The sequence below is a fragment of the Ampullimonas aquatilis genome (assembly GCF_049675895.1).
GTDB classification, from domain to species: domain Bacteria; phylum Pseudomonadota; class Gammaproteobacteria; order Burkholderiales; family Burkholderiaceae_D; genus Ampullimonas; species Ampullimonas aquatilis.
The window spans coordinates 310,222-322,676 of the sequence record NZ_CP183834.1; the positions used below are offsets into that span (position 1 = coordinate 310,222).

At 49.6% G+C, this 12,455-nt stretch carries 11 protein-coding genes; all 11 read left to right on the forward strand.

Going from position 1 to position 12,455, the window contains the following annotated elements; genetic code table 11:
- Positions 1 to 7 precede the first annotated feature (7 nt).
- Entirely contained in the window at positions 8 to 616 is a 609-nt protein-coding gene (cheD, locus tag ACMYR3_RS01440; protein WP_424193813.1) for a chemoreceptor glutamine deamidase CheD, read from the forward strand.
- 12 nt (positions 617 to 628) lie between these two features.
- Entirely contained in the window at positions 629 to 1,702 is a 1,074-nt protein-coding gene (locus ACMYR3_RS01445) for a protein-glutamate methylesterase/protein-glutamine glutaminase (protein WP_424193815.1), read from the forward strand.
- A 65-nt stretch (positions 1,703 to 1,767) separates the two neighbouring features.
- Entirely contained in the window at positions 1,768 to 3,006 is a 1,239-nt protein-coding gene (locus ACMYR3_RS01450; RefSeq protein WP_424193817.1) for a methyl-accepting chemotaxis protein, read from the forward strand.
- A gap of 11 nt (positions 3,007 to 3,017) precedes the next feature.
- On the forward strand, positions 3,018 to 3,329 hold the full coding sequence (locus ACMYR3_RS01455; protein WP_424193819.1) for an STAS domain-containing protein: 312 nt from the start codon (positions 3,018 to 3,020) through the stop codon (positions 3,327 to 3,329).
- A gap of 20 nt (positions 3,330 to 3,349) precedes the next feature.
- Positions 3,350 to 5,077 (forward strand): ATP-binding SpoIIE family protein phosphatase, encoded by a 1,728-nt coding sequence (locus tag ACMYR3_RS01460; protein ID WP_424193821.1) that lies wholly within the window; start codon positions 3,350 to 3,352, stop codon positions 5,075 to 5,077.
- A 165-nt stretch (positions 5,078 to 5,242) separates the two neighbouring features.
- Entirely contained in the window at positions 5,243 to 6,424 is a 1,182-nt protein-coding gene (locus tag ACMYR3_RS01465) for a patatin-like phospholipase family protein (RefSeq protein ID WP_424193823.1), read from the forward strand.
- A gap of 74 nt (positions 6,425 to 6,498) precedes the next feature.
- Complete coding sequence (mpl, locus tag ACMYR3_RS01470) at positions 6,499 to 7,896, forward strand: UDP-N-acetylmuramate:L-alanyl-gamma-D-glutamyl-meso-diaminopimelate ligase (protein WP_424193825.1); 1,398 nt, start codon at positions 6,499 to 6,501, stop codon at positions 7,894 to 7,896.
- A complete protein-coding gene (locus ACMYR3_RS01475; protein ID WP_424193827.1) occupies positions 7,893 to 8,465 on the forward strand; it encodes a YqiA/YcfP family alpha/beta fold hydrolase in 573 nt (190 codons plus the stop codon). Before mpl ends, ACMYR3_RS01475 begins: the two co-directional genes overlap by 4 nt.
- On the forward strand, positions 8,462 to 10,549 hold the full coding sequence (locus tag ACMYR3_RS01480; protein ID WP_424193829.1) for a ribonuclease catalytic domain-containing protein: 2,088 nt from the start codon (positions 8,462 to 8,464) through the stop codon (positions 10,547 to 10,549). The genes ACMYR3_RS01475 and ACMYR3_RS01480 overlap by 4 nt, the downstream gene beginning before the upstream one ends.
- A 33-nt stretch (positions 10,550 to 10,582) precedes the next feature.
- Complete coding sequence (locus tag ACMYR3_RS01485) at positions 10,583 to 11,512, forward strand: energy transducer TonB (protein WP_424193831.1); 930 nt, start codon at positions 10,583 to 10,585, stop codon at positions 11,510 to 11,512.
- Complete coding sequence (aroE, locus tag ACMYR3_RS01490; protein ID WP_424193833.1) at positions 11,502 to 12,443, forward strand: shikimate dehydrogenase; 942 nt, start codon at positions 11,502 to 11,504, stop codon at positions 12,441 to 12,443. The genes ACMYR3_RS01485 and aroE overlap by 11 nt, the downstream gene beginning before the upstream one ends.
- The last annotated feature ends 12 nt before the right edge of the window (positions 12,444 to 12,455 follow it).

Sequence of the window (12,455 nt, forward strand, 5' to 3'; positions counted from 1 at the left end):
ATAGACTATGTATGATGACTATGAAATACCTTTGCAGAGCAAGTTGTTGCGAGATGTGACCACTGGTTTGGATATGGCAAAAATTCTTCCAGGAGAGTATTTTGCAGCCTCAAGACATATGCTTATTACTACGGTTTTGGGTTCTTGTGTGTCCGCTTGTATTTACGATCGAAAGATGGGTATGGGTGGCATGAATCACTTCATGTTGCCGGATGGTGATTGTTCTGATGATCCATCCAGAGCAACATCTGGACGCTATGGCGTCTTTGCCATGGAAGTCTTGATCAATACCCTGTTAAAGATGGGGGCAAGAAGAAATCATCTGGAAGCCAAAGTATTTGGCGGCGGCAATGTTTTACAAAATCTGACCTATGCCGATGTAGGTACAAGAAACAGTCAATTTGTGAAAGAGTTTTTAGCGTTAGAGGGCATTCCGATCGTGGCAGAAGATTTGTTGGGTGAAGATCCCAGGAAAGTCTTGATGTATGCGGCAACTGGCAAGGTCATGGTTAAGAGGCTTGGTAAAAATAATGCCTCCAAACTGGTCGAACGAGAAAGCACTTATCGCCATCGTCTGGATGTCACGCCGAAGTCGGGTGAGGTTGAATTGTTTTAATGCGAGGGCAATATGAAAAAAATAAAAACTGTAGTGGTCGATGACTCTGCCTTAATCAGGAGCTTGCTGAGTCGCATTATTAATGCTCAGAATGATATGGAAGTCGTGGGAGTAGCGCCAGATCCACTGATTGCCAGGGATATTATTCGGCAAACCAATCCAGACGTTATTACGCTTGATGTTGAAATGCCGCGCATGGATGGTCTTGAGTTTCTTGAAAAAATCATGCGTTTGCGCCCTATGCCTGTGGTGATGATTTCAACGCTGACTGAGCGTGGTTCAGAGATTACCATGCGTGCCTTGGAGTTGGGGGCGGTAGATTTTGTCAGCAAACCTAAGGTGGATATTCAAAATGGCATCAATGCATTTGCTGATGACATTGTTCACAAGATTCGTGCTGCAGCACATGCCAAAGTGAAGGCCATTTTGCCTGGCTTGCCAATTCCGCAAAGAAGCCGGCCAATTCCTGCTGTTGGCAATACCAGACTTAGTTCCGAAAAGCTAATCATTATTGGCGCTTCTACAGGTGGTACCGAGGCGATCAAGGATGTCTTGTGTCAGCTGCCACCAGACGCACCGGCCGTTTTGATTACTCAGCATATGCCAGCCGGTTTTACCGCTTCATTTGCCAAAAGACTGGATGGTCTTTGCAAAATTACGGTGAAGGAAGCCGTGCACGGTGAGCGAGTCTTGCCCGGACATGCCTACATTGCACCAGGTAGTCAGCATCTGTTGTTGGCTAAAAGCGGTGCCAACTACATGACTCAATTGTCGGATGAGCCGCCAGTCAACCGTCACAAGCCCTCTGTGGAGGTTTTATTTGATTCGGCTGCCAAGTCCGCAGGTAAAAATGCGCTTGGCGTGATGCTGACTGGTATGGGTAAGGATGGTGCCTTGGCAATGCTACATATGAGGCAGGCGGGTTCATTCAATCTGGCACAGGACGAAGAAAGTTGTGTGGTATTTGGCATGCCTAAAGAGGCCATCGCTGTGGGTGCCGTTGATGAAGTTCTGCCATTGGGCAAGATCGCTGATCGTCTCCTGGAAAAAATCATGCAATCGGGTGATCGAGCAATTCGAGTGTAAACAGTATTCATGAATTGAACTTTTCAGCCGTTAATTAATGTCATCCCTTTCTATCAAAGAAAATTATGAGTTATCAACTTGGGCATCTTGATTCTGATGAAAGTGAATTTCCACCAGCGGTTAATTCAAGCATCGGATTTCAATTAAAAAACTGGCTGCCAGCCTTGGCAGTTGCCATTGTCGGTGCGGCGCTTTATCTGTTACTTGATAGCCGTCTATTCACTATTTTGTGGTTAGTGATGACGCCATTTGTTCTCATGCAAGTCAATGTATTTTTTGCCAGAAAGCCTCATTCGGTTAACGAGGATATTGAACAGTCTGATTCAAATCACAATAAAACTGCCGTGATGCTGGAAATCAATCAGAACGTTGCCTCGATGACGCATGAGATTGGACAGGCAATGATTGACGAGACCATGAGAACATCCGATATTATCAGTGATGCCTCTAAGAAGCTCATCAACAGCTTTACCGAAATGGAGGCAAGTGTTCGGGCTCAGCAAGAGATGATATTTTCAATGGCTGACCAAAAGGAAGGTAATAGCGAGGGCTTTGCCGATTCTTTAGGGCAATTCATCGAGGCTACCTCTGCAACCATGCAGATGTTTGTGGATGCAACCGTCAGAAATAGCCAGTTATCCATGCATCTGGTTGATCATATTGATGATATTGCCTGCAAGGTCAAGCAGATTAACGGCACATTGGGTGAGATGGATAGTATTGCAACACAAACCAATCTATTGTCAATCAATGCTGCCATTGAGGCTGCGCAGGCTGGTGATGTCGGCCGCGGATTTGCGATTGTGGCCGATGAGGTGCGCAAATTGTCTGGTCGATCTAAAGAATTTAGCAGCTTTATTAAGGAGCACTTGAAGGCTGTAACAGATTCAGTCAATGGTGCCGAACATAGCATTACAGAAATGGCTTCCAAGGACATGAACTTTGCCCTCAAAGCCAAGCAAGATGTGGAAGCCATGACAAGCTCCATGCAAGCTTTGAGCAGTAATCGGGATGCGGCGATTGCGAAAGTTTCAGAGTTAAGCAGTCAGATTCAGATGCACAGCCATATCGGCGTCATGTCCTTGCAGTTTCAGGATTTGACGAGCCAGTTGCTTAAACACCTTGAAAAGCGTGGTCTTGCCTTGGTGGCACTTAATCCGGTGTTGAACGAATTGCCAAGTCATCTTGAACATCCGGAGCAAGTCTTGGTGAACGTGCAAAGAGTCACTGAAGATGCCAAGTTACTTGATCATAATCCGGTCAGTCAACAAGCAATGGACAGTGGCAGTGTAGATCTTTTTTAAGTGGAGGCGTTATGAGTATCCGTGTATTAAGTGGGTTGGAAGGTGGCAAAGGACATTTGAGCCTTGATGGGCGTTTTGATTATGGCGGCCATAAAGAATTTCGTAGCGCCTATGAAGAGCTGCTGTCGCAATCGGCCTGTAAGGAGATTGTGATTGATATGCAAAAAGTTGAGTATGTAGATAGTGCTGCTCTGGGCATGTTGCTGTTGTTGCGTGATCGTGCCAAATCGGCTGGCAAGAGTATCGTGATTGCCGGTTGTCATGGTGTTGCCTTGCAAGTGCTTGAAGTTGCTAATTTCAATAAACTATTTGATATGGTATGAACTACCCATTAGAGAAAGCTGTGACTAAAGACGTAAATTCCACTGGAGAGCATTTAAGCATTCTGGTCGTTGATGACACACGTCTGCATGCCGTTATGCTTTCTCAGTTTGTGACAACATTGGGCCATCATAGTGTCATTGCTTGTAGTGGTGATGAAGCGATTGCTCTTTTTACCGCGCAGCGATTTGATATTGTCCTGATGGACATCATCATGCCTGGTATGGGCGGAATCGAAGCAGCCAGGCGTATGAAGGAAATTAGTGCCAATCGATGGGTGCCAATTTTCTTTATCAGTGGTTTGGCTGACAATGTCGATTTTGCCATTGGGCTTAATCAGGGTGGTGATGATTACATCAGCAAGCCAATTAATTTTCTAATCTTGGAGGCCAAGTTGAATGCCGTGCGCCGACTGGTGCGTGCACAGCGTCTGCTTGAACATTCGAATAGTGAGTTGCAACAGTATCGTGATCAAGCTGAATCCGAAAACGAAATTGCCAAGTTTTTGATTTCGCGTTACATCCGTACCGAAAAACTGAGTGACCCACTGCTGCAATGGTGGATTCAGCCTGCCTCCGGTTTTAGTGGCGATATTGTCGCTGCTGCGAGAAATAATTTAGGTCATCTCCATTTGATTCTGGCAGATGCTACCGGCCATGGTTTGACTGCTGCGATCAGCCTGATCCCTGTGGCCCAGGCTTTTTATACGATGACAGCCAAAGGTTTTGATTTGGGTGATGTGGTGACTGAAATCAATAAGCAGGTCTACAACTTCAATCCGCGTGATCGTTTTGTGGCACTGACCTTTGTTTCTATCAAGCCACGTGATCGTGAAATTGAAGTATGGAATGGTGGTGGACCAACGGCTTGGTATATTGAAGGTAATCGCCCAGAACATAGCTTTGATTCGATTAATGTGCCCGTGGGTATTTTGTCGCCGACCGAATTTGAAGCAAAGCCTGAGGTATATCATTGGAAAGAAGATGGTCAATTACTGATTTTTTCGGATGGTGCAGCTGAAGCCACAGCTAAAAATGGTGACATGGTTGGTACCGCCGCTTTGCTCGAAAGTGCGGTGGCTGTCGAACCGGCACATCGTCTTGAAGCGATTAAGGCACGTATCACCGCGCATTTGAATGGGCAAGAAGCGCATGACGATATTTCTGTTGTGGTGATGGATTGCAAGCATGAAGATATCAGTGAATTACATGATGGCGAAAGCAAGCCAGACGTGGTGACGGTCGATATCGATGAAGATTGGGGCATGAGCTTTACGATCGGTGCCAAATTGATTGAACGTGATCGACCAGTTCAAAATACGGTCCAGCGGATTCGCGGTATGGGTCTTTCAGAAGATGTTTGCAATCGTGTGCAATTGATTTTGTCTGAACTTTGTATCAATGCCGTCGATCATGGCATCTTGGGCCTGGATTCAAAAATTAAACAATCTGGCCCTGATGGATTTGATCTTTATATGGAAGAGCGACAACGCCGCCTGGATAGTTTGCAGCATGCCCGTCTTAAAGTCAGTATTGATGCTTTTTTGGCCGGTGACGATAAATATCTGCGTATCAACATTGAAGATAGTGGTGCCGGATTTGATTTTCAACGATATTTAGAACCGTCCATTGAGCTAAACGAAAATTTCTCCGGACGTGGCATTGCCTTGGTGAAGAGTCTTTCACGTAAGCTTGAATATCATGGCAAAGGCAATTCAGTCACCGCAGAAATGGCAATCGTGGCACACTAGCTTGGCGTCATAACGAGTTTTTTAGCAGGTCCTATTTATGCACTTGAGCGCCTAGCTAGCAACCAGTAAAGACGGCCATCTTGGCGAAATGTCCAGTTGATGCGGGTGCTGGCGGCCTCACCAGGCCTTGTTTTGAGACGATATTCAATCTTGCAAGGAGGCTCAATGGCATTGACTGGCTTGATATTGACCGGTGGCGGTGCCAGGGCGGCTTATCAGGTCGGTGTGCTCAAAGGCATCCATCAAATTCTCGATCAGGCTAATCTGCCTCATGCCAGTCCTTTTCAGATCATTTGTGGCACATCGGCTGGTGCCATCAACGCTGCTGCACTGGCGAGTCGCGCTGATCATTTCTCTGAGGCGCTGAATTATCTGCTTGGCGTTTGGCAGCATTTTCGGGTTGAACAGGTTTATCGGAGTGACTCTTTAAGTGTCATTCGAACTGGTTCGCAATGGTTAACCGCACTGTCGTTTGGCTGGATGCTGCGCAAGCAGCCACGCTCATTGCTCGATAACAGTCCATTGCGTGATTTGCTGGAAGAGTATCTGGACCTAGACCGTTTGCAGCGGGTTTTGCAAAAGGGCAGTTTACGGGCTTTGGCGGTCAGTGCTTCCAGCTACACCTCGGGGCAGCATCATACTTTTTATCAGGCAGCTCATGCAATTGCGCCATGGCATCGAACCCAACGTCTGGCGCAGGCTGGCCAGATTACGGTCGATCATTTGATGGCTTCGGCGGCCATCCCCTTTATTTTTCCTGCGCACGAACTCAAGCTGGGTGATCGCACCGAATACTTTGGTGATGGTTCCATGCGTCAGCTGGCACCGATCAGCCCGGCCATTCATTTGGGGGCAGAGAAAATCCTGGTGATCGGTGGTGGTCAATCCCAGCTGGCCAGCCAATCCAATGCGCCGGGTTTGCATATGCATGGCAGCAACCAATATCCAAGTCTGGCGCAGATTTCCGGGCATGCCCTGTCCAGTATTTTTTTGGATAGTTTGTCGGGTGATATTGAGCGCTTGCAACGTATTAACCGCACCCTGAAGGTCTTGACACCAGAACAGCGGGCGCATACCGACTTGCGTCCCATCTCTTTACTGGTGATATCGCCCAGCCAACGTCTTGATAAACTGGCGGTTGAACATATTGGCAGCTTGCCTCGTCCAATCCGTGCTTTATTGGGGGGTGTGGGTGGTACCGAAGCACGTGGCGCAGCGCTGGCCAGCTATTTACTTTTTGAATCCGGTTATACCCAGGCGCTGGTTCGGCTAGGTTATGGTGATACATTGGTCAAGCGCCAAGAGGTCTTGGCGTTCTTTGCCAACGAAGACGCTTCGATCAGCTAAAATCAGGGGTTTCGCCGCTGCATTCCTCGTAAGTCGACTGAGGAACCCGGACTCTCTGACTTTAAGAATTTTTCATGCACATTCATATTCTCGGTATTTGTGGCACCTTTATGGGTGGTCTGGCCTTGTTGGCACGCGCTGCAGGTCATCAGGTCACCGGCTGCGATGCCAATGTTTACCCGCCCATGAGCACTCAATTGGAGGCTCAGGGCATTGAGTTGATCGAAGGTTTTGGCACCGAGCAGCTTGCGCTGAAGCCTGATCTATTTGTCGTCGGTAATGTGGTATCACGTGGCAATCCGCTCATGGAAGCCATACTCAATGCCCAATTGCCTTATATTTCTGGCCCTCAATGGCTGGGTGAAAATGTCTTGCATCAACATTGGGTCTTAGCGGTTGCCGGCACGCATGGCAAAACCACCACTTCTTCCATGCTTGCCTGGATTCTTGACTATGCTGGTTATAACCCGGGCTTTTTAATTGGTGGTGTACCACTTAATTTTGGTTTGTCAGCGCGTCTGACAGACACACCATTTTTTGTGATTGAGGCTGACGAGTACGATACGGCTTTCTTCGATAAGCGTTCCAAGTTTGTTCACTACCGGCCCAAGACGGCCATTTTGAATAACCTTGAATTTGATCATGCCGATATTTTTGCCGATATCACGGCCATTGAAACCCAGTTTCATCATTTGGTGCGCACCGTCCCTGGTATTGGCCGCGTGATTGCCAACGGGCATGAAGCCTCATTAGAGCGCGTGATGGCACGTGGTTTGTGGAGTGAGCGGGAATGGTTTGATGCCAGCCAGCCAGCGGCAGAAAAAGCGCATTGGCGGCTGGTGCCCAATGGCACAGTCAATCCGTTTGACTTTGATGTCATCTTTGAAGGTAAGCACGCGGGTACCGTCAATTGGACGATTCAAGGTGCGCACAACCAAAATAATGCCTTGGCCGCGATTGCTGCAGCTCGCCATGTCGGTGTGCCTATCCCGGTGGCTAGTGAAGCGCTGGGTAAGTTTCAAAACGTCAAACGGCGCATGGAAGTTCGTGGTGAAGTTCGTGGGATCAAGGTTTATGACGACTTTGCGCATCATCCCACTGCCATTGCAACCACTGTGGATGGCTTGCGCAAACAGATCAGTAAAACCAATCCGGCAGCGCGGATTTTGGCGGTATTGGAACCCCGTTCCAATACCATGAAGCTAGGTGTCATGAAAGCCGCATTGCCTGATAGTCTGAAGGGTGCGGATCGGGTATTTGGCTATGGTGCCAAGGCGGGTAAAGATGCGTTGGGCTGGAATCTGGCTGAAGCCTTGGCCCCGCTTGGTAACAAAGCGCAGGCATTTGATGATCTGACAGCTTTGGTACAGGCCGTGACGCAGGTCGCACAACCTGGAGATCAGATTCTGGTCATGAGCAACGGTGGCTTTGGTGGCATTCATAATCAGCTGTTAAAGGCATTGGCGGCATGATTTTGTATCTGCATGGTTTTCGTTCTTCACCCCAATCCTTTAAGGCCCAGTTATTGGCTGACAAGATGACTGCTGTGGGTCTGGCCCATCAATGGGTTTGCCCGTTTTTGCCAGCTTCGCCAAAACAGGCCATTGCATTGGCCCAGTCGCTCGTCAAATCAATTGATGCTCAAGACTTGACCATCATTGGCTCATCATTGGGCGGTTTTTATGCTACCTGGCTGGCTGAACAAATGGGCTGTTGTGCAGTCTTACTCAATCCCGCGGTCAAGCCGCCGGAAAATCTGGAAAGTTATATTGGCGTGAGTACCTATTTTCATAATAACGAACCGTTTGAATTCAAGCGCGAATATATCGATGAACTCCGGGCGCTGATGGTGCCCAACATAACCTGCCCACAACGTTACTTTCTGATCGCCAGCAAGGGCGATGAAGTGCTTGATTGGCGCGATATGGTGAGGCATTACCCGGGTGCCCGGCAACTGGTGCTGGCAGGCAGTGATCATGGTATTACTGAGTTTGCCCAATATGCCGATCAGGTATTGGCCTTTGCCGGAGTGTTGTCATGAATCTGCTGTTTGAAGAAAGTGGCGACTTCAAGGCCGGCACCGTATTGTCTGAGCAGGGTGGTGCCTATCAGGTTGAAACTGTCACCGGTAAACGTACCAAGGTGAAAGCCAACGCCATCTTGTTGCAGTTTGAGGCGCCGACACCAAGCCAGTTGCTGGCCGAAGCCGACGTTGTTCAAAGTGAGCTGGATCTGGACTTTTTGTGGGAATGTGCACCACAGGAAGAGTTTGCTTTTACTGATTTGGCCGCTGACTATTTCAGCGGTAAAGCCACACCGGGTCAGTTGGCAGGTTTGCTGATGAAGCTGCATAGCGCACCGGTTTATTTCAATCGCAAAGGGCGTGGCAATTACAAAACGGCCAGTGCCGAAACACTCAAAGCGGCGCTGGCCGGGATTGAAAAAAAGCGTCTGCTCGAACTCAAACGGGCTGATTACGAAGCGCAATTACAGCAGTTTACCTTGCCAGAACCCTATAAGTTGAAACCGGCTTTCTGGACTTTTACCCCAGATAAAAATGCCATTGAATATAAGGCACTGGATGCGGCGGCCCATGCTACCGGTCTGTCCATTGAAAAATTGATGTTGCGCATTGGCGCTTTTAGTTCAGCACATCAATTGCATCTGCAGCGTTTTTTAACAGAGCACTTTGCGCATGGCACTGGCTTTGCCCCTTTACCTGCGCCAGAGTTTGATATTGCCAGTTTGCCGCTGGCTGAAGTTCAGGCATTTTCAATTGATGATTCCAGCACGACCGAAATTGATGACGCCTTGTCGGTCACCTGGCTGGCCGATGGTCAGATTCGGGTTGGTGTACACATTGCCGCACCGGGACTGGCGATTAAGCCAGATGATGCCATCGATCAGGTGGCACGTACTCGCATGTCCACGGTGTATATGCCGGGTGACAAGATCACCATGTTGCCTGACGAGCTGGTCAATCATTATTCACTCAATGAAGGTAAGTCCTGCGCGGCATTGTCCTTATATGCCACGGTGAATCCGGATGACTTGAGTGTTGTGGCAACCGAATCAAAGGTTGAACGTGTACAGATTGCCAGCAATCTGCGTCATGACAAACTTGATGAAGTGATTACCGAGGCCAATCTGCAAGCTGATCAGGGTGACTATGCCTTTAAGAAGGAAATCACCTGGCTCTGGCATTTTGCCCAGGCCTTGCTCGTCAAGCGTGCCGAGGCGCGAGCTGGTTATGGATTGCGTCCGGAAAACAATAATCGTACCGACTACAACTTTTTGATTGACGAGGTGGATGGTCAGGAGCAGGTACGCATTGTCAAACGCAAGCGTGGTTCACCACTGGATTTGATTGTTGCCGAACTGATGATTCTGGCCAACAGCACCTGGGGCAAGTTGCTGGCAGATCACCATGTGCCAGGCATCTATCGTTCGCAAACTGGTACACCCACCCAACTCAGAGTGCGCATGACCACACATGCCGCGCCGCATATGGGTCTGGGTGTGGCGCAGTATGCGTGGAGTACCTCACCGCTGCGACGTTATACCGATCTAGTCAATCAGTGGCAGATCATTGCCGTGGTCAACAATGGTGTGGCGGCTGCTTTGGCCGCGCCCTTCAAGCCCAAATCAGCCGAACTGATGTCGATTGTGAGTGCCTTTGATGCAGCTTATGGTGCTTATGGTGACTTTCAATCTAATATGGAACGCTACTGGTGTTTGCGCTGGCTGGCTCAACACGGCAAAGTCGGCGGGCAGGTCGAACAGCGCTTGCTGGCTGCGGTATTAAAAGATGAAGTTGTGCGCTTGGCCGATATTCCACTGGTCTTTAAAATGCCTTCGTTGCCCAGCTTGCCGCGCGGCGCGCAGATCTGGCTCAACATCCTGGCCGTTGATGAAGTGACCACCGATGTTGAGGCGCGTTTTGCCGAAGTGGCGCGTGGCGAGTCTGATGACGTTGGCGCTTTGGATGATGCCGAACTGGAACAGGAGGCGTTGGTGAGCGATGAACAGATCGCCACGCCAGAGGCCGCTAACTTGGAAGATCAGTTGGCGGATAATTTGGCGGCACCGGACGAAACGCAACCCTCGTCTGCACAGCCCGAGTGATGTTGCAACCAATACGTTTGTGAGAATGCAATCATGATGTCACCACAACTTGCTGCAGTTTACGAAGACCCGATCGAACCCGCTGTCATGCAAAGCGGCTTCAGGCTCAAAAGCCCGCTGGGTCTGGCGATTGTGGTATCGGTGGCATTGCATGTGGTGTTGCTGGCTGTGAAGTTTGTACCGCCAGCGATTCAGGCAATCAAGGCATCGGACTCTCCGCTGGAAGTGGTGTTGGTCAATGCCAAGAGCGTTTCAAAACCCGTCAAGCCCGAAGCCCTGGCGCAAGCCAATCTGGATGGTGGTGGCAATGCCAAAAATGGCCGGGTTGCCACACCCTTGCCACCGACTGTGTCGACCCAGGAAGGTGATTCCGTTATTGAGACGCGCAAGAAGATAGAGCAGCTTGAAGTTGAAAAACGCAAGCTCATGACTGATCTCAAAGAGCGCAAGGTGACATTGGAAAAGGAAACCGATAAAAAACCGGATGCTGAACCTGTGCAAGATTCCGGGCAAGACCTGATGGATCGAGCCCGTCAATTGGCCAAGTTGGATGGTGCGATTGAGCGAACCACCCAGCAATCACAAAAAGAACCACGACGTGCGCAGATCTCGGCCAATACGCGAGAGACGGTGTATGCGATGTATTACGCCCAATTACGGGAGCGCATTGAAAAGCGTGGCACACTGAACTTCCCGCAAATCAACGGACAAAAACTCTATGGTGAATTGGTGTTGGCAATTCTGATCAAGCCTGATGGCAGCATCAAACAGATTGAATTGCGCGAGGCTTCCGGCAATCCTGAGCTTGATAAGCGGGCGCAGGCGATCGTCTATTCCTCTGCGCCGTTTGGACATTTCACGTCTGAAATTGCGGCTCAGTATGATGAGCTGGAAGTGATTTCCAAATTTAAATTTACGCGTGATGATGGTCTTGAAACCAGCACACAATCCTATGGCCGCTGATTTGAACGAAGTCATCGATTACGCGGCGGGCGGTAGTGAACTACTCGATCTTGCGCAACAGACTGATTGCTATGTGGTGATCGGTCATCCCATTGCACATAGCAAATCACCGTTGATCCATGGTCAATTTGCCAGGCAGTCGGGGCAGTCGATTTATTATGGCCGGCTGCTGGTGCCGCAAGATCGTTTTGCAGAAGCTGCCAACTGGTTGTTTGGCATTGGCGTCAAAGGTGCCAACGTCACAGTGCCATTCAAGCTGGATGCCTTTGCCTGGGCGCAGCAAGTGCAAAGTATTGGCAATATGCCAGTCTTGCAGCGACACATGACCGTGCGTGCCCAATTGGCCGGTGCGGTGAATACCCTCAAGTGGGATGGTTGCGAGCTGACTGCCGATAACACGGATGGCGTGGGTCTGGTGAATGATATTGCGTTGAACCATCAAATCGCCATTCGTGGCAAGTCAGTGGTTTTGTTGGGTGCTGGTGGCGCAGCGCGTGGCGTGTTGCAACCTTTGCTGGAGCAGCAACCGGCGGGCCTGACTATCGTCAATCGAACTGTTGCCAAGGCACAAGCCTTATGTGACGAGGTGGCCAAGATATTGCCCGCGCAGTCATTGGGCGTGGTATTGCAGGCCAGCGGTTTTGATAGCGATTTGCCGGTGCCCGATATCATCATCAATGCCACCTCGACAGGCTTGTCTGATGAACTGGTCTTGCCTGCCAATTGGCGGACACCGACCAGTTTTGGCAAACCCGTGCTGGCGTATGACATGATGTACGGCAAGGCCACGCCTTTCATGCAATGGGCGCAAGCGCATGGCGCACAGGTGGCCGATGGTCTGGGCATGCTGGTTGAGCAGGCTGCCGCCGCATTTGACTTGTGGCGCCAGGTCAAGCCTGACACGCAAGCCGTCTTGCAATCGTTACGTTAATTGTCAGGCAGA